15 protein-coding genes are annotated in these 17,230 nt (G+C 67.6%); 9 read left to right on the top strand and 6 right to left on the bottom strand.

Features of this window, described 5'->3' with window-relative positions:
• Window positions 1–954 precede the first annotated feature (954 nt).
• Window positions 955–4,410 (bottom strand): transcription-repair coupling factor, encoded by a 3,456-nt coding sequence (mfd, locus tag FFS08_RS13685; RefSeq protein ID WP_137862173.1) that lies wholly within the window; start codon window positions 4,408–4,410, stop codon window positions 955–957.
• 6 nt (window positions 4,411–4,416) lie between these two features.
• The gene (locus FFS08_RS13680) at window positions 4,417–4,683 is read right to left on the bottom strand and encodes an FAD assembly factor SdhE (protein ID WP_137862172.1); all 267 of its coding nucleotides are present in this window, start codon (window positions 4,681–4,683) and stop codon (window positions 4,417–4,419) included.
• Between the two features lie 184 nt (window positions 4,684–4,867).
• On the opposite strand from FFS08_RS13680, the gene FFS08_RS13675 reads away from it, so the two are divergent.
• The 3 genes from FFS08_RS13675 to FFS08_RS13665 are packed head-to-tail and all read left to right on the top strand — an operon-like array spanning window position 4,868 to window position 7,442.
• Entirely contained in the window at window positions 4,868–5,086 is a 219-nt protein-coding gene (locus FFS08_RS13675; RefSeq protein ID WP_137862171.1) for a hypothetical protein, read from the top strand.
• A gap of 50 nt (window positions 5,087–5,136) precedes the next feature.
• Window positions 5,137–7,194 (top strand): ATP-dependent DNA helicase RecG, encoded by a 2,058-nt coding sequence (gene recG, locus FFS08_RS13670; RefSeq protein WP_137862170.1) that lies wholly within the window; start codon window positions 5,137–5,139, stop codon window positions 7,192–7,194.
• Between the two features lie 59 nt (window positions 7,195–7,253).
• On the top strand, window positions 7,254–7,442 hold the full coding sequence (locus FFS08_RS13665) for a hypothetical protein (RefSeq protein ID WP_137862169.1): 189 nt from the start codon (window positions 7,254–7,256) through the stop codon (window positions 7,440–7,442).
• A gap of 31 nt (window positions 7,443–7,473) precedes the next feature.
• Here FFS08_RS13665 and FFS08_RS13660 read toward each other — a convergent pair whose 3' ends face one another.
• Both FFS08_RS13660 and tyrS read right to left on the bottom strand, forming a co-directional pair.
• Window positions 7,474–7,794 carry a PilZ domain-containing protein gene (locus tag FFS08_RS13660; protein ID WP_171012608.1) on the bottom strand — a complete coding sequence of 107 codons (321 nt, stop codon included), beginning with the start codon at window positions 7,792–7,794 and terminating at the stop codon, window positions 7,474–7,476.
• A 109-nt stretch (window positions 7,795–7,903) separates the two neighbouring features.
• Window positions 7,904–9,130, bottom strand: a complete 1,227-nt coding sequence (gene tyrS / locus FFS08_RS13655; protein WP_137862168.1) for a tyrosine--tRNA ligase — start codon at window positions 9,128–9,130, stop codon at window positions 7,904–7,906.
• A gap of 332 nt (window positions 9,131–9,462) precedes the next feature.
• Between tyrS and FFS08_RS13650 the strand changes: the two genes are divergently transcribed.
• The 6 genes from FFS08_RS13650 (at window position 9,463) to FFS08_RS13625 (ending at window position 16,502) form a co-directional block, all read left to right on the top strand.
• A complete protein-coding gene (locus FFS08_RS13650; protein ID WP_137862204.1) occupies window positions 9,463–10,905 on the top strand; it encodes an alginate export family protein in 1,443 nt (480 codons plus the stop codon).
• A 42-nt stretch (window positions 10,906–10,947) separates the two neighbouring features.
• Entirely contained in the window at window positions 10,948–11,463 is a 516-nt protein-coding gene (locus FFS08_RS13645; protein WP_249341045.1) for a DOMON-like domain-containing protein, read from the top strand.
• 63 nt (window positions 11,464–11,526) lie between these two features.
• The gene (locus FFS08_RS13640) at window positions 11,527–12,723 is read left to right on the top strand and encodes an exo-beta-N-acetylmuramidase NamZ family protein (RefSeq protein WP_137862167.1); all 1,197 of its coding nucleotides are present in this window, start codon (window positions 11,527–11,529) and stop codon (window positions 12,721–12,723) included.
• A gap of 45 nt (window positions 12,724–12,768) precedes the next feature.
• Window positions 12,769–13,971, top strand: a complete 1,203-nt coding sequence (locus FFS08_RS13635; RefSeq protein ID WP_249341044.1) for a hypothetical protein — start codon at window positions 12,769–12,771, stop codon at window positions 13,969–13,971.
• Window positions 13,972–14,007: 36 nt separating this feature from the next.
• Entirely contained in the window at window positions 14,008–15,108 is a 1,101-nt protein-coding gene (locus FFS08_RS13630) for a DUF2336 domain-containing protein (protein WP_137862166.1), read from the top strand.
• A complete protein-coding gene (locus FFS08_RS13625; protein WP_137862165.1) occupies window positions 15,105–16,502 on the top strand; it encodes a sensor histidine kinase in 1,398 nt (465 codons plus the stop codon). Before FFS08_RS13630 ends, FFS08_RS13625 begins: the two co-directional genes overlap by 4 nt.
• Before the next feature lie 49 nt (window positions 16,503–16,551).
• Here the strand turns inward: FFS08_RS13625 and FFS08_RS13620 are convergent, their stop codons facing one another.
• A complete protein-coding gene (locus tag FFS08_RS13620; RefSeq protein WP_137862164.1) occupies window positions 16,552–16,854 on the bottom strand; it encodes a hypothetical protein in 303 nt (100 codons plus the stop codon).
• Between the two features lie 87 nt (window positions 16,855–16,941).
• Window positions 16,942–17,190, bottom strand: coding sequence for a hypothetical protein (locus FFS08_RS13615; protein ID WP_137862163.1), 249 nt, complete (start codon window positions 17,188–17,190; stop codon window positions 16,942–16,944).
• Between the last annotated feature and the right edge of the window lie 40 nt (window positions 17,191–17,230).

The raw sequence follows: 17,230 nt of genomic DNA, 5'->3' as shown, positions 1-17,230 counted from the left end.
AGATTGGACCGGCGGAGCAGCACCTTACCGCCGAGCAGGGGCTACAACAAATCTTGATTACCTGGTTTTTTTCTAACAGACATAGAAGAGACCGGCTTCTTCATGGCTGACTTCCACTCGGAAATGCGCTTTTCCGAACTAGCATTCTTTCCCCACGATGTAACATTTGTGGCTAACGTATTCACGATCTCTACATTGTACGTCAAAACTATGTTGCCGTACTTCGGGGTCTTGTAAGTCATGTCAGCACTTCGCCCGATCGTTGCGAAGATGTTTGGTGTCGCGACGAGTTCCCACCGGCCGTTATTGGAGAAGTAAAGTTCCGTAGTAACATTGATGGATGAAGTCTTGATTCCTCCATCGGTTCCTGCCGATGTCCGCAGCGAGTAGCCACCGTTGGTTGACGTCATGATCGCGGAAGCGCCGGGCGTCATAATGAGATTGGGTTTCCCGATGATCCTGCCATCGCGTTCGATCTGCAGCGAGACCTAATAGTAGGTAGGCAAAGTCCGAGTCGAAGCGCTTGCGGTCATCAAGAAGCACGCGGAGAGAAGCAAAAGGATTTTTGCCAAAAAGGACATAGTGCCTCCATGCATGACACGTGAGCGGGCCAGCTGATAGGTTGGTTGTCAAGTCGAACGCATCGAATGGAATTGTCTATCTGGAATATTTCGAGGGCGTGACGTGAGGTGCGCTCGTTGTCGATATTTCAAATCGACGGTTCGCGAAGGTGTTACAACTTCACGTCAAAACAACGGGATAGCGTCGCCTTCCATCCAGGGGCCGGCGGATGTTCTCCGTCTCGAAGATTGCCGGCGCCTCGCCACCCGCCACCACCGGTTCTCCGTCGTCTTTGCCGGGAGCGCGCATCTCGCCGCAGCCTTTATCTGGTGGTTGTGAGTCTCAGCCCCGCGTCCCGCGTGCCTCTACGGTGCAACTATTGGTCCCGATCGTCTATCCTGCCGCCTTGGCAAGCCCCCGCGAGAGCTGGAGCGCGCCGTTGAGCCGGGCCTGGGGCGTCGCCCAGGCACGCGTGATGACCAGCTTCATGTCGGGCCGCAGCTTCGCGGTTCCCTCCAGCTTGTCGACATAGGCGAGCAGCCCCTCGACGCTCGGGAACTTGTCGTCATGGAAGCTGACCAGCGCACCCTTGGGGCCGACATCGAGCTTGGCGATGCATGCCCGTTTGGCATTGAGCTTGGCCTCGATCAGCGTGATGAGGTTCTCGGTCGCCTCGGGCAGCTTGCCGAACCGGTCGATCAGCTCGGCGGCGAAGGCTTCGATGCCGGCGCGGTCCTCCACTTCGTTGAGGCGGCGATACAGGCCCATGCGCAGGTCGAGATCGGGGACATAGTCCTCGGGGATCATGATCGGCGCGTCGACGGTGATCTGGGGGCTCAGGTCGCGGGGGCGCTCGTCGCGCAGCCCGCCGGCCTTGGCGTCGAGGATCGCCTCCTCCAGCATCGACTGGTAGAGTTCATAGCCGACTTCCTTGATATGGCCGGACTGCTCGTCGCCGAGCAGATTGCCCGCGCCGCGGATGTCGAGATCGTGGCTGGCGAGCTGGAAGCCGGCGCCCAGCGATTCCAGATCGGAGAGCACCTTGAGCCGCTTCTCCGCCGCTTCGGTCATCAGGCGCTGGGCGGGCGTGGTCAGATAGGCATAGGCGCGGGTCTTGGAGCGCCCGACCCGGCCGCGCAACTGATAGAGCTGGGCGAGGCCGAACTTGTCGGCGCGGTTGATGATCAGCGTGTTGGCGCTGGGGATGTCGATGCCGCTCTCGATGATCGTGGTCGAGACGAGCAGGTCGTATTTGCGGTCGTAGAAGGCGGACATGCGCTCCTCGACTTCGCCCGCCGCCATCTGGCCGTGCGCGATGACATAGCGGATCTCGGGCACGTCGTTCCGCAGAAACTCCTCGATCTCCGGCAGGTCCGAGATGCGCGGCGTGACGAAATAGGCCTGGCCGCCACGATAATGTTCGCGCAGCAGCGCCTCGCGCAGCACCACCGGATCCCAGGGCATCACATAGGTGCGCACCGCCAGGCGATCGACCGGCGGGGTCTGGATCACCGACAGCTCGCGCAGGCCCGACATCGCCATCTGGAGGGTGCGCGGGATCGGTGTTGCGGTGAGGGTGAGGACGTGGACGTCCGCCTTCATCGCCTTCAGCCGTTCCTTGTGGGTGACGCCGAAGCGCTGCTCCTCGTCGACGATGACGAGGCCGAGCCGCTTGAACTCGACGCCCTTGGCGAGGACGGCATGCGTGCCGACCACGATGTCGATCGTGCCGTCGGCGGCGCCGTCCCTGGTCGCCTTGGTCTCGGTGGTGCCGACGAGGCGCGAGAGGCGGCCGACCTTGATCGGGAAGCCTTCGAAACGCTGGGTGAAGTTGTTGAAATGCTGGCGTGCGAGCAGCGTGGTGGGGCAGACCACCGCGACCTGCATGCCCGCCATCGCCGCGACGAAGGCGGCGCGCAGCGCCACCTCGGTCTTGCCGAAGCCCACATCGCCGACGATCAGCCGGTCCATCGGGCGGCCGGCGGCCAGATCCTCGAGCACGTCGCCGATCGCGCGGTCCTGGTCGTCGGTCTCCTCATAGGGGAAGCGATCGACAAAGGCGGGATAGCCGCCGGCATCGGGCTCGGCGACTTCGGCGGGGCGAGTGGCGCGCTTGGCGGCGGTGGCGATGAGCTCGCCCGCGATCTCGCGGATGCGCTCCTTCATGCGGCTCTTGCGCCGCTGCCAGGCCTCGCCGCCCAGCTTGTCGAGCGTCGCGCCCTCTTCGCCCGCGCCGTAGCGGCTCAGGACCTCGAGATTCTCGACCGGGACGTAGAGCTTGTCGCCGCCCGCATAGGTGAGCGCCACGCAGTCGTGCGGCGCCTTTTGCACCGGGATCTGGGTGAGCCCCTCATAGCGGCCGATGCCGTGATCGACGTGCACGACCAGATCGCCGGGGGAGAGTGTCGCCAGTTCGTTGAGGAAGGCGTCGGTCGACTTGCGGCGCCTGGAGCGACGGACCAGGCGATCGCCCAGCATGTCCTGCTCGGTGAGCACCGCCACGTCGGGGGCGGAGAAGCCGTGATCGAGCGGCAGCACGATCATCGCGACCGCGCTGTCGGCGACGCCCATCGCCTCATGCCAGCTCTCGGCCTTGCGGGCAGCCTTGAGGCCGTGATCGGCGAGCAGGCCGGTCAGGCGCTCGCGGGCGCCGTTCGAATAGCTGGCGAGGACCGGTTTCTTGCCTGATTTCCGTAGCTTGGCGATGTGCTCGACTACGGCTTCATAGACGTTGGTGCCGGCGGCGCGTTCCGGCGCGAAATCGCGTGGGCCGTCGACCTGGAAGTCGAGGACAGTGGCGCTCTCGGGCTCGTGGAAGGGCGTGCTGACGTGCGCCGGCCAATCGGCGAGGCGCTTTTCCCATTCGTTCGCAACGAGATAGAGTGCGTCGGCCGCGAGCGGGCGATAGCTGCCCGGATCGGACGACTGGGCGCGGACGCGGTTCGATTGATAATCGGCGATGGCTTCGAACCGCGCCTCGGCGGCGCCGGCATCGCCCGCGTCGCGGATCAGGATCGCGTTGCCGGGGAGATGCTCGAACAGCGTCTCCAGCCGTTCTTCGAACAGCGGCAGCCAATGCTCCATGCCGGCGAGCCGACGGCCGTCGCTGATCGCCTGGTAGAGCGGATCGCCGGTGGCGGTGGCGCCGAACTTCTCACGGTAGCGGGTGCGGAAGCGCTTGACCGATTCCTCGTCGAGCAGGGCTTCGGAAGCGGGGAGCAGGGTGAAGCCGTCGACCCGGCCGGTGGTGCGCTGATCGGCGGCATCGAAGGTGCGGACGCTCTCGATCTCGTCGCCGAAGAAATCGAGGCGGAGCGCCTGCTCGGACCCCGAGGGGAAGAGATCGACCAGGCCGCCGCGGACGGCGAATTCGCCGGCGTCGTTCACCGTGTCGACGCGGACATAGCCGTTCGCCTGGAGCAAGACGGACAGGCGATCGAGGCCGATCCGTTCGCCGGGTGCGAGCCGGGCGACGAGCTGGCGGATGCGGAAGGGCGTGAGCGTACGCTGGGTGACGGCGTTGACCGTGGTGACCAGCAGGCGGGGCTTGTCGCTGATCGCCTGGAGCGCGTGAAGGGTGGCGAGCCGCTCGGCCATGACGCGCAGGGTCGGGCTGGCGCGGTCATAGGGCAGGCAGTCCCAGGCGGGGAAGGCGAGCACGTCGAGCTCGGGCGCGAAATAGGGTGCGGTGCCCGCCACGGCGCGCATCGCCGCCTCGTCGGGCGCGATGAATACCGTCATTCGCCCGGTGCGGGCCAGATCGGCCAGCATCCAGGGGAGGAAGCCGGCGGGGGCGCCCGAGAGGGTGAGGGGCTTTTGCGCGGAAAGGATGGTCTTGAGGTCGGGCATTCGGACTCAGCGAGAAATTGGTACGTAGTTCAATGTCTTGAGGGCGGTTATTACCGTACCGACATAGCGTTCCGGCACCGCCGCGGTGCCCATCGCCCAGGCCATGATGTCGACGTCCTGCTCTTCGAGCAGCGCCTCGAACAGGTCCATCTCGGCATTGTTCCAGCCGGCGCCATGCCGGTCGAAGAAGCCGCCGATCAGCAGATCGGCTTCCTTGACGCCGCGGTGCCAGGCGCGGAAGCGCAGGCGCTTGAGACGGATTTCGCGGTCCATTCGGTCCTCAATGGGAAATGGCCGGCGGCGCAAAGAAATGCGTGTCGGCGAAAATGGTGGATACGGTTCCCCAGATAGGTTGCCGCGCAAACGAACGCCAGCCGCAACTTAATCGGCCATTTCCGCGCGGTCGCGCGGCGATCCTCCTATGATGGAAAGACAATTTGCGTAGAGGCCGGTTCAAATGCGTTTCGTGATGCTCAAATCGATCAACGGCGACCCCATGCTGGTGAACATCGCCGCGGTGCGCACGGTCGCGACGATCAACATGGCCGGTGCCGATGTCGGCGTCCTCTCGTTCGACGGCGCGCACGAAGTGGTGGTCGGCTCGACCGTGATCGAAGTCCATGCCGCGATCGAGGCGGCCGGCCAGGCGATCGCGCCCGTGCGCAGCGCCGCCTGATCCCGCGCGCCCCCTAGCGGCGGACCATCGCAGGGACTAGGTCGGGCGTCATGCGCCCCGAAATCCTCAATCCGCTCTTCGCCGAAGTGACGGCGCTCAAGGGGATCGGTGCGGCCCTGGCCCGTCCGCTCGAGCGGCTGGGCCTGGCGCGCGTCGTCGACGTCGCCTTCCACTTGCCGACCGGCTTCATCGACCGGATCCCGCGCGACGTACTGATGGCGTCGGACGCGGGGCGGATCATCGCGATCGAGCTCACGCCTGTGCAATATCGCTTCGGCGGCAGCGCCCGCTCGCCCGCGCGGGTGCAGGCGGCGGACGCGCACGGCAATCAGGTCAGCCTGGTCTTCTTCGGCGGCAATTCGGGCTGGGCCAAGAAGCTGCTGCCCCTGAACGAGAAGCGCTGGGTCTCGGGCAAGCTCGACCAATATGGCCAGGAGTTGCAGATCGTGCACCCCGAAGTCGCCGTGCCCGGTGAGGCGGAAGGCGGCGGGCGCGAGGCCATCTATCCCTGTTCCGAAGGCATCACTTCCAAGCGGATCGCGGCGATGGCTGCCCAGGCGATCGAGCGCGCGCCCGAGCTGCCGGAATGGATCGAGCCGAGCCTGAAGAGCCGGCGCCAATGGCCCGGCTGGAAGGAAGCGCTGGCCCGGATCCATGCCGACCCCGCCGACGCCAAGGCGCGCGAACGGCTCGCCTATGACGAAGTCTTCGCCAACCAGCTCGCCTTGATGCTGGTGCGCGGCGAGGCGCGGGCCAAGCGCGGCCGGCCGCTCACCGGCGACGGGCGGCTGCGCGACCGGCTCCGGCTGCCCTACACGCCTACGGGCGCGCAATCGCGCACGATCCGCGAGACCGAAGGCGACATGGCGCAGACCCAGCCGATGCTGCGCCTGCTCCAGGGCGATGTCGGCGCGGGCAAGACGCTGGTGGCGACGATGGCGCTGCTGATCGCCGCCGAGGCCGGCGCGCAGGGCGCGATGCTGGCTCCCACCGAGATCCTCGCGCGCCAGCATTACGACAATCTCTCGCGCCTGCTCGCCGGGCTCGACGTGCGCATCGCGATCCTGACCGGGCGCGACAAGGGCCGCGCGCGGGAGGCCATTTTGATGGGGCTGGCCGCGGGCGAGATCGACATATTGGTCGGCACCCATGCGATCTTCCAGCAGGGCGTGGCCTATCGCGACCTGGGGCTGGTGGTGGTCGACGAGCAGCACCGCTTCGGCGTGGCCGAGCGGCTTATGCTCCAGGCCAAGGCGCAGGTGCCGCCGCATCTGCTGGTGATGACCGCCACCCCGATCCCGCGCACGCTCCAGCTGGCCAGCCATGGCGAGATGGACGTCAGCCGGCTGGACGAGATGCCGCCGGGCCGCCAGCCGATCCAGACGACGGTGATCTCGGAGGAAAAGCTCGACGCAGTGATCGCGGGGCTGGGTCGGCACCTCGATGCGGGCAAGCAGGCCTATTGGGTGTGCCCGCTGGTGGAGGAGAGCGAGAAGACCGACCTGGCTGCCGCCGAGCATCGCGCGGCGATGCTCACCGCGCGGTTCGGCGACAAGATCGGGCTGGTCCATGGCCGGATGAAGGGGCCCGAGAAGGACGCGGTGATGGCGCGCTTCGCCAGCGGCGAGCTGGGCGCGTTGGTGGCGACCACGGTGATCGAAGTGGGGGTCGACGTACCTAACGCCACGCTGATCGTGATCGAGGCGGCGGACCGGTTCGGGCTGGCCCAGCTCCACCAGCTGCGCGGGCGCGTGGGGCGGGGCGGGGGGCAGTCGCACTGCATCCTGCTGCGCGGGGAGAAATTGAGCGAGACCGCGCGTGCGCGGCTGGCGCTGATGCGCGACACGACCGACGGCTTCCTGATTGCCGAGCGCGACCTGGAGCTGCGCGGTGCGGGCGAGATATTGGGCACGCGCCAATCGGGCGAGCAGACCTTCCGGCTGGCGACGCCCGAGAGCCTGGCGACGCTGATCGCGGCGGCGAATGGCGATGCGCGGCTGCTCGAGGACCAGGACCGGGCACTGCACTCGGCACGGGGCGAGGCGGCGCGGATCGCGCTGTACCTGTTCGAGCGGGACGCGGCGGTGAGCTTGTTGCGGGCGGGGTAGGGCTGGCGGAGATGGATTATCGTTGAAGGCCGGTTACAAGCGCACGAGGAGAGACCTCTATGCAAAGGTCATGGTGGTTGGCAGCGGGGCTGCTGGCAGCGGCGATCGGCGCGACGGCCGGCGTCTACGAGGGCGCCCTGGCCGCGATGCGGCTGGAGATGCCCCATTGGGTGATCCTCATGCTGGCCATCGCGGTGCCGGTGGCGCTCGGCAGGGCCGCGGATCGCGTCTGGCGCCAGTTGCGATAGGGGCGTCCCGTCCCGGTCGACGGGAACAGGCCTATTTCGCCTTCACCATGAGCGAGATCAGCTCGTAATAGCTCGCCAGATCGATCGCGCGCTCGAACTGGCAGCCGATGCGGCCGCCCAGCGCCCAGCGCACTTCGGCCACCACCGTGCCGGCATGCGGCAGCACCACCCGGATGCGGTCGCCCGTCTCGACGGGATCATCGCAACGCGCCATCAGGCCGTGCGGCGAGATATTGACGATGACGAAGTTAAGCTGCCTCGCGTCGGGGCCGAAGGCGCGCGCGCGGTAATAGACGTCTTCGCGCCCCTCCCGCCGGATCTCCGAATAAGCCAGATTCGATCCAAAGTTCACGCACGGCCTCACGAAACGCTTGAGGTACGTCTGCGATTGATACCGTTACCGTGTGAATCTCGTTCCAACGAAGACGCTTAACAGCGACTTATCAGGCGATGCGGCCCGCTCAGGCCGGCACCAGCAGCCCGTGCTTCTTCTTGCCGAAGCTGAGCTTGATCGGCGCGGTCACCGCGATCTCGAGCGCGGGGTCGCTGACCACCTGATCGTCGACGCGGATCGCGCCTTCGGCGATCTTGCGGCGCGCCTCGCCCTTCGAGGGGCAGAGGCCGAGCGCGACGAGGCCGTCGACCACGGTGATATGGCCGCCCTCGACCGCGAAGGCGGGCAGCGAACCGCCGGCCGAGCCTTCCTCGAACACCTTGCGTGCGGTCTCGGCCGCTTCCTCGGCAGCGGCACGGCCGCGGCACATCGCGGTGGCTTCGTTGGCGAGGACCTTCTTCGCCTCGTTGATCTCGGCGCCCTCGAGCGCCTCGAGCCGGGCGATCTCGTCGAGCGGCAGGTCGGTGAACAGGCGCAGGAAGCGGCCGACGTCGCGATCGTCGGTGTTGCGCCAGAACTGCCAGTAATCGAAATGCGGGAGCTGATCGGCATTGAGCCAGACGGCGCCCGACATGGTCTTGCCCATCTTGCCGCCATCCGCCGTGGTGATCAGCGGGGTGGTGACGCCGTACACTTCGGTGCCGTCGGCGCGGCGCGACAGCTCGATGCCGTTGACGATATTGCCCCATTGATCCGACCCGCCCATCTGCAGGCGGCAGCCGGCGCGGCGCGACAGCTCCAGAAAATCATAGGCCTGGAGGATCATGTAGTTGAATTCGAGGAACGACAGCGACTGCTCGCGATCGAGCCGGAGCTTGACCGAGTCGAAGCTCAGCATCCGGTTGACCGAGAAATGCTGGCCATAGTCGCGCAGGAACGGGAGATATTCGAGCGCGTCGAGCCATTCGGCATTGTCGAGCATCACCGCATCGGTGGGGCCGTCGCCAAAGGTCAGGAAATTCTCGAACACGGTCTTGATCGAGGCGATGTTGCCGGCGATCGTCTCGACCGTCATCAGCTTGCGCGCCTCGTCCTTGAACGAGGGATCGCCCACCTTGCCGGTCCCGCCGCCCATCAGGACGATGGGCTTGTGGCCGGCCTGCTGCATCCGGCGCAGCAGCATGATCTGGACGAGGCTGCCGACATGCAGCGAAGGCGCGGTCGGGTCGAAGCCGATATAGCCGGGCACGATCTGCCGGCTCGCGAGATCGTCGAGTGCTTCCGGGTCGGTGACCTGGTGGATGTAACCGCGCGTGGAAAGCAGGCGGAGCAGATCGGACTTGAATTCGGTCATGATGCGGGCCGCATAGCCGAGGCGCGCGGTCGCGTCATCCCCGGCGCGGATGCAAGCGGGCAGGCGTGTTGTGCGGAATATCGCACATGGGCCCGCCAGCGCGTCACCATTTTCACGCATATGCGCGCGCCCGCAGGGGATTGATGCTTCATAAGTATTTGTAATAAATCGATTAATCTGAAATAGCGTGCCGCGCGACGCGCTTCGCCAAGTGGTTGTACCATGTGCGAACGTCAACATCGTCCGTTGCAAAATCGGCCGAGCCCCTGAGAGGATGCCATTTCGTGCCCATAGCGTTGCGCGCCCTTGCCGGTGGCGCCGTGCCGCTCGCCATGCTGCTGGCCGGCGGCGCGGCGGCGCAGACCATCCGGGAGGTTCCGGCCCCGGCACCGCAGGAGAAGGCGAGCGGCGGCGGCTATCCCGCGGGTGCATCGGGCGACGGCGCGGTGACGGGCGGCTACAGCCTGTCGCGCTGGGCCGAGGACTGGCGGGCGATGCGCGATCCCGCGCGGCGCGACGATCCGCTCGACCGGCTCAAATTCCTGCCGTTGGACGAGGATGGCGACGTCTATCTGACCTTGTCCGGCGAGGCGCGGCTGCGAGTCAATCTGACGACCAATCCGGGCCTGCGCGACGCGCCGCAGCAGCGGCAGGACATCAACCGGCTGGTCGCCGGGGCCGATCTCCATCTGGGGCCGCATCTGCGCCTGTACGGGGAAGTCGCGCATGGCGGCATTTCGGGGCGCAACCTGGGCGTGCCGGCGGCTTCGTTGCGCAACGATCTCGTCTTCCAGCAATATTTCGCCGAAGCGACCGCCGAGCTGGGCGGCGTGGCGATCGGCGCGCGCTATGGGCGGCAGGAATTCACCGACGGGCCCAACCTGCTGGTCTCGCAGCGCGACAACAACACGATCCGCTATACGCTGAACGGCATCCGGGCCTGGGCGCGGAGCAGCTGGCTGCGCGTCGACCTGTTCGATCTGCGGCCCACCGCCTATGGCGACCTGGGGCCCGACGACGACGTCAATGATCCCGCGCGCCGCTTTTCGGGCGTGACCTTCGGCGTCGCGCTGCCGCGGACCTGGCTCGGCGGCTCGAAGCTCTATCTCGATCCCTTTCTCTGGCGCCGGCGCAACGATGTGGGCGCCTGGGGTGGCCGAGTGGGGCCCGCGCGGCGCTATTATGGCGGCGCGCGGCTATGGGGCGATGTCGGGCGGATGGCGATCGACTGGTCGGTCAACCATCAATGGGGCCGCTATATCGGCCAGGACATCGATGCGTGGCAGGCATTCTTCGCCCAGAGCTATCGTCTCGGCAAATCGGCCACCGCGCCGCGTATCGGCTTCCATGCCGATTATGCCAGCGGCGGGGGCGGCTATGGCGACGGCAAGCTGCGCAACGCCTATGCGCCGTTCGGCAACAACATCTATTACAGCTACCAGCTGTTCCTGACGCCTTCGAACCTGATCACGGTGGCGCCGACCCTGGCCTTCTCGCCCGTGAAGGGAGTGCGGGTGACGGCGGAATATGAGCTGGCCTGGCGCGACGATGCGCGTGACGCCGTGTACCGCGCCAACGGCCAGCCCTTTGCCGGTACGCAGAAGGTCATGGATCGCAAGATCGCCGATGTGAGCCGCGTGCAACTGGTCTGGTCGATCTCGCCGCGTCTGTCCGTCACCGGCCGGTACGAGCATCTGGCGGCGGGCCCGTCGCTCAGCCGGGCGGGTTTTGGCAGCTCCGACTTCCTGTCCGGCTGGGTCAGCTTCCGGTTCTGAGCGCGCTTCGCCGATCGGGCGAACTGCGCTAGGGCGGGGCGCATGTCGCTCCGCATTCCGCTGGTCCCGCATCCCGAACATCCGCCGCACGGTGTCGAGGGCATCGACGTCACCGCCGATATCCGGCGCGGCGCGAGCATTCTCGCCTATCGGGTGACGGGACGGATGCCGTTGCTGCCCGCGCCCGCCGCGCCCGAGCGGACCGACGGGCTATGGCGACGAACCTGTTTCGAGCTGTTCATCCGGCCGGAGGGCGGCGAGGGATATTTCGAGTTCAATTTCTCGCCCTCCACCCAATGGGCGGCCTATCGGTTCCACGGATATCGCGAGGGCATGCGCGAGCAGCCGATCGCTGCGCCGGCGATCGAACCGCTGGAGGACGGCATTCGCGTGCGGCTCGACCTGGGCGGGCTGCCCGGCGGGGCGTGGAAGGCCGGAATCACCGCCGTGATCGAGGAGGCGGACGGCGCCAAATCCTATTGGTCGGTGCTGCACGGGCCGGCGGCGCCCGACTTCCATGCGCCCGCCGGATTCGCGATCGACTTGCCGGCGAGGTGACTTGCCGGCTGCGCGCGACGATCCGGCTTGCGTCGCGGTCGAACTCCCGGCACCTGCTGCGCCATGAAATTCGGCATCGACCGGCTGCTCGCCGACCCTGAGCTTCGTCGTCCCCTCGAAGGCAAGCGCGTGGCGCTGCTCGCGCACCCCGCCTCGGTGACGGCGGACCTGACGCATTCGCTGGACGCGCTGGTCGCCACCGGGCTCGACATCTCGGCGGTGTTCGGTCCGCAGCACGGCGTGCGCGGCGACTTGCAGGACAATATGATGGAGTCGCCCGACTTCACCGATCCGACCTATGGCATGCCGGTGTTCAGCCTCTATGGCGAGGTCCGCCGGCCGACCGGCCAGTCGATGGGCACGTTCGACGTGCTGCTGGTCGACCTCCAGGATCTCGGCTGCCGCATCTACACCTTCGTGACGACCCTGCTCTACGTGCTCGAAGCGGCGGCGGCGCACGGCAAGAGCGTTTGGGTGCTCGACCGGCCCAACCCGGCCGGCCGGCCGGTGGAGGGCACCACGCTGCTGCCGGGCTGGGAGAGCTTCGTCGGCGCCGGGCCGATGCCGATGCGCCACGGCATGACCCTGGGCGAGATGGGCCATTGGTTCATCGGGCAGTTCAAGCTGGACGTCGACTATCGCGTGATCGCGATGGAAGGCTGGCAGCCCGATGCCGCGCCCGGCTTCGGCTGGCCGCCCGAGCGGCCCTGGATCAATCCGAGCCCCAATGCCGCTAACGTCAACATGGCCCGCGCCTATGCCGGTACGGTGATGCTGGAGGGGACGCTGCTCTCCGAAGGGCGCGGCACCACCCGCCCGCTCGAACTGTTCGGCGCGCCCGACATCGACGCAAGGGCCGTGATCGCCGAGATGCGCGCGCTGGCGCCCGAATGGCTTGCCGGCTGCACGTTGCGGGATTTCTGGTTCCAGCCGACTTTCCACAAGCATGTCGGCCGGCTTTGCTCGGGCGTGTTCATCCATGCCGAGGGGCCGAGCTACGACCATGCCGCGTTCCGGCCCTGGCGGCTCCAGGCGCTGGGCTTCAAGGCGATCCGGCGGCTCCATGGCGATTATGACCTGTGGCGCGATTTCCCTTATGAATATGTCTTCGACAAGCTGGCGATCGACGTGATCAACGGCGGCCCGGCCCTGCGCGAATGGGTCGACGATGCCGGCGCCGCGCCGGGCGACCTCGACGCGCGCACCCTGCCGGACGAGGCGGCCTGGGAAGAAGCGCGGCGGGCGCATCTGCTTTACTGACTTCACGCCCTTCCAGGGAGGGGAACCAGCGGGAATTTGATTGTCGTGCGCGAACCCCTTAACCACCCCAGGATGCTCGCGGGGCTCATATTCGCAGTCGAGGAGGCCGAAGGCCGCCCGGGAACGCTGATGGCGATATTGCCCTTCGGCGGGATGACCCTGCTCGAATATCAGGCGCGGCTGCTGTTCGGCGCCGGGGCCGAGCAGGTGCTCGTCGCGGTCGGCAAGATGACGCCGGCGCTGCTCGCCGCGGTCAACCGCGCGGCCAAGCGCCATCCCCGTATCGAGATCGTCCGCTCGGCCGAGGAAGCTGCCGAGAAGATCGCGCCCGGCGCGCAGGTGCTGGTGATGGCCGACGGGCTGGTCACCACCGATCCGGTGATGGACAAGATGGCGACGGCGGGCAGCGAAGCGCTTCTCGTCACCGACGATCCGTCCTCGCCCGCCGCGATCGAACGCCTCGACATGCGCGACAGCTGGGCCGGCGTCGCCCGGATCACGGTGGAGCAGCTCGCCCAGATCGCGCAGATGCCCGAGGACTACGACTTCCAGTCGGCGCTGCTTCGTGTCGCCGCCCAATCGGGCGCCGAGCATGTCCCGCTCACCGCAGGCTGGCTCAAGAGCGGCCACGCCGTCGAACGCAGCGTTGAGGGGCTGGCGGCCCGCAATACCGGCGTGCTCGCTGCGCTTACCGAGCGGCGCACCGACTGGGCGGATCGCTGGGTGTTCACCCGCGCCGCCCGGATTGCGCTGCCCGAACTGGTCGGCCGCAACGTGCCCGGCTGGACGCTGAGCATCGCCGGCGGCGCGATCGCCGCGCTGGCGCTGGTCCTCACTGCGATGCGCTGGCCCGGGGCGGGCACCGTCATGGCGCTGATCGGCACCGCGACGCTCGCCACCGGCGCGGCGATGGCGGTGCTGCGCGGCGAGGACAAGCGCGCCAGCCTGCTCGAATGGGCGATCTTCGCGCTGTTCGCTCTGGTTGTGCTGCTCACCGGCTGGGTTGAATTCGCGGCAACGGCGAGCACCACGCCGCCGGTGCTCGCCCTGGTGGCCGCTGCCGCTCAACTGCTGGTCGAGCGCGCGCCTTCCCGGCCGAGGCGCTGGTGGGCGAGCCCCTCGGCGAATCTCCTTATCCTGACGCCGTTCGCGCTGGCCGGATTCGCCACGATCGGCCTTGCTGCACTTGCGATATATTCCTTCGCCACGCTCGCCGCGGCGGTTGAGGGCACGCGCGAAAAAGCTTAGTCTCGTCTTAAGGACATTTCCGCTAGCTTGAGGTCGATGTCGGATAATCCCGTCGACATGCGCGATGGCTTGGCCGTTGGCGCCCGGGAGCTGCTCGCACGTGCGGCGGCTGCGGAGCTGCGCGCCTATAGGGGGCTGATGATCGCGGTCGAGGATTTCTTTCTGCCCGAGGAAGCACGGCTCGACGAGCACAGCCGCGCAGGCCTGGCCGCGCTGGTCCATGGGCTCGTGGAGACCGTGGAAGGCGAGATTCGCGAGCATGCGGTGCGCCTGCTCACCGGGCGCGGCGAAGCGGAGCTAGTTGGCGCGCTCATCGAGCCGGATACCGCCGTGCTTGCGCGCCTATGGTCCTCCGGCCTGTTGCGTGACGGCGAACTGATGGCCGAGCTGATCGCCAGGGTGCGCCAGGAGATGCTGGGCACCGCGCTGCCGATGAGCGCCCCGGACGATCCCGAACGGCCCAGCCTGATCAACCGATTCGTCCAGCACCCCGATCGGGTGGTCGCCGCCAGCGCCATGGCGGTGCTGATCGCCGAAAGTCGTCGCAGGACGAGTCCCGAAGTGGGACAATTCCAGACCGAGCTTCCCGCCGAGTTGCACCACAAGCTGGTGTGGTGGACTGCGGCGGCGCTGCGCGAAGGCGTGGAGGGCATCAACGAGGCGCTCGATCGCGCGCTTTGCGAAGCGGCGCAGCGCAGCCTCGCCGCCTATGACGAAGGCGACCGGCTCGAGGCGGCGGCGATGCGTTTCGCCGCAGCGATCGACGCCCAGCCGGGCGAGCTTTCGGGCATGCTCGTCGAATCGCTGGGCGACCGGCGCATCGTGCTGTTCATCGCGCTGCTCGCCCATGCGCTGGGCGTTCCCTATGCGCTGGCCCGCGATCTTGTGCTCGACCCCGCTGCCGAACGGCTTTGGCTGGCGCTGCGCGCGCTCGAGATCGGCCGCGAAGGCGTCGCTCAGATCGGCTATGCGCTGAGCGAGGCGGATCCGCGGCGCGACCTGGAGAAATTCGCCGACACGCTCGACACCATTGCCGCGATCGCCCCTGCCGATGCACGCGCCGCGCTGGCGCCGCTCCGGCTCGATCCGGATTATCGCGCGGCGCGGATCGCCTTGCAGCGGGGAGGGGCGAAATGAACGTCATCGACCCGAACCTGCCGCTGTCGATCGCCCGGCTCGACGCCGAAGGGCGGCTGATCGATGCCGAGGCCCGGCTGTTCGAGCTCAACATGCGAGCCGGCGGCACCATCGGCACCCCGCTCGCCGTGCCCCAGATCGCCACCCTTGCCAGGCTCTCGCAGCGCCTGGGCATCGCCATTTCGCGCAACGTCATCGCCGCCGACGGCGAGGACGATCTGGAATTGTGGGTCCGTGCCGAGCCCGAGCAGGGCGGCGTGCGCCTCGAGGTCAGCGGCTGGCGGCTGCGGCCGGGCTGGCGCGCGCCGGCGAGCGAGCCCGAACGCGACGGCGATTTCTTTCGCTCGGCTGCCGACTGGCTTTGGGAAACCGACGCGTCGCTGCGCATCACCTTCCTCTCGATCGAGGCAGGCGCGCGCTACGGGTTCGACAGCTCGATGATGCTCGGCCAGCCATTGACGCGGCTGTTCCGGCTCGAACAGGACGAGGCTGGCGAATTGCCGATCCTTTCGGCGGTCGCGGCCCAGGGGCGATTCGACGGGCAGAAGGCCGAATTGCGCGGCACCGGCCGGATGGTGCGCCTGGCCGCCACGCCGCGCACGGATCCGGGCGGCCGCTTCGCCGGGTTCGTGGGGGCGGCGCACATGCTGGACCAGGCGTTGCCGGTCGCGCCCAAGGTGGACGCGCCGGTGCCCGCCGCCGCGGTGCCCTTTGGCGGCTTCCCCGATTCGTTCAGCCAGCGGCTCGACCGCGCGCTGCGCGGGCCGCTCGGCAAGATCATCGCCAATGCCGATTCGATCAGCGCGCAGACCGAGGGGCCGCTCAAGCCCGACTATGCGGAATATGCGAGCGACATCGCCAATGCCGGGCGGCACCTGCTCGGGCTGGTCGACGATCTGGTGGACCTGCAGGCGATCGAGCGCGATGATTTCGGCACGGCGGACGAGGAGATCGACCTGGCGGATGTCGCGCGCCGCGCCGCCGGCCTGCTGGCGGTGCGTGCGGCCCAGGCCGAGGTGCGGATCGACCGGCCGGCGATGGACGAGAGCATTCCGGTACATGGCGAGTTCCGCCGCGGGCTCCAGGTGCTGGTCAACCTGATCGGCAACGCCGTGCGCTATTCGCCCGCGGGCGCGATGGTGTGGATCCGGCTGGAGCGCGACGAGGCGCGCGGCCATGTGATCGTCGCCGATCAGGGTAAGGGCATAGCCCATGCCGATCAGGAGAAGATCTTCGAGAAGTTCGGCCGGGTCGATCCCAATGAACCGGGCGGATCGGGGCTGGGCCTCTACATCGCTCGCCGCCTCGCCCGGGCAATGGGCGGCGACCTGGTGGTGGACAGCGCGCCGGGGCAGGGCGCCCGCTTCGTGTTCAGCCTGCCGATCCGGCAATAGGGCGCCCGCCGGAACCCGGCGGACGCCCCAGCGGCCTCCTCAGGCTGCCTCAGCGGCGATAGCAGACCTGCACGCGGCGATGATGGCGCCATTCGGTGCGGCAATAGCGATTACCACGATGATAGCGGCCGCGGTCCCAGCCGCGATGGCGGCCACGATCCCAATGGCGGCGATCGCGATTCCAATGACGGCGGTCACGATCCCGATAGCGCCAGTCCTGCGCCGCCGGCGCGGCGGCGGCCAGCGCGATCACGCTGGTGGTGGGCACCGGGGCGGCAGCGGCCGGCGTAGCGGCGCTCGCGACGCCGACAGTGGCGAGCGCGGCCGCGGCAATCAGCTTGGCAAGATACATTTCGCTTCTCCATTCCTCTCTTCCCGCATGGGCAGAACGATAGAGAAGCGATTGAGTCGCTTTGCTGAACCCGTTGGTATGCTGCGGTTAAGGTTGGCGTTCCTCGCGCTCGGCCAGGCGGGCCGCCCTGCGCTCGGCTCCGGTGGGGACGAGGCGGACGCCGCCGACCAGGATCGCGCTCAGCAGCGCGATGACGCCGCCGCGGATCGCCCAGGTCTGGCTGCCGATCATCGGGCTGGAGGCGGGCAGATGGAGAATGCCGAGCCCCTGAAGCATGAACACCACGCCCGCGACGAAGCCGAGGATGCCGGCGAAGATCAGGATATTCTGGCGCATTCGGACGGCTCCCTGGAGAAGGTCAGGGGAGCATTAACCG

The sequence above is a fragment of the Sphingomonas sp. 1F27F7B genome (assembly GCF_005503355.1).
In the GTDB taxonomy this organism is placed as follows: Bacteria; Pseudomonadota; Alphaproteobacteria; order Sphingomonadales; family Sphingomonadaceae; genus Sphingomonas.
The sequence above is the reverse complement of the archived record's forward strand: the minus strand, read 5'-3'. Positions and strand labels throughout refer to the sequence as shown.

Bases quoted from the DNA above. Each gene is read 5' to 3' on its own strand.
- FFS08_RS13645 (WP_249341045.1), top strand. From the start codon at position 10,948: ATGTCGCTCCGCATTCCGCTGGTCCCGCATCCCGAACATCCGCCGCAC.
- FFS08_RS13625 (WP_137862165.1), top strand. From the start codon at position 15,105: ATGAACGTCATCGACCCGAACCTGCCGCTGTCGATCGCCCGGCTCGAC.
- FFS08_RS13675 (WP_137862171.1), top strand. From the start codon at position 4,868: ATGCGTTTCGTGATGCTCAAATCGATCAACGGCGACCCCATGCTGGTG.
- FFS08_RS13650 (WP_137862204.1), top strand. From the start codon at position 9,463: ATGCTGCTGGCCGGCGGCGCGGCGGCGCAGACCATCCGGGAGGTTCCG.
- mfd (WP_137862173.1), bottom strand. From the start codon at position 4,410: ATGCCCGACCTCAAGACCATCCTTTCCGCGCAAAAGCCCCTCACCCTC.
- FFS08_RS13665 (WP_137862169.1), top strand. From the start codon at position 7,254: ATGCAAAGGTCATGGTGGTTGGCAGCGGGGCTGCTGGCAGCGGCGATC.
- FFS08_RS13680 (WP_137862172.1), bottom strand. From the start codon at position 4,683: ATGGACCGCGAAATCCGTCTCAAGCGCCTGCGCTTCCGCGCCTGGCAC.
- FFS08_RS13620 (WP_137862164.1), bottom strand. From the start codon at position 16,854: ATGTATCTTGCCAAGCTGATTGCCGCGGCCGCGCTCGCCACTGTCGGC.
- FFS08_RS13615 (WP_137862163.1), bottom strand. From the start codon at position 17,190: ATGCGCCAGAATATCCTGATCTTCGCCGGCATCCTCGGCTTCGTCGCG.
- recG (WP_137862170.1), top strand. From the start codon at position 5,137: ATGCGCCCCGAAATCCTCAATCCGCTCTTCGCCGAAGTGACGGCGCTC.
- FFS08_RS13630 (WP_137862166.1), top strand. From the start codon at position 14,008: ATGTCGGATAATCCCGTCGACATGCGCGATGGCTTGGCCGTTGGCGCC.
- tyrS (WP_137862168.1), bottom strand. From the start codon at position 9,130: ATGACCGAATTCAAGTCCGATCTGCTCCGCCTGCTTTCCACGCGCGGT.
- FFS08_RS13640 (WP_137862167.1), top strand. From the start codon at position 11,527: ATGAAATTCGGCATCGACCGGCTGCTCGCCGACCCTGAGCTTCGTCGT.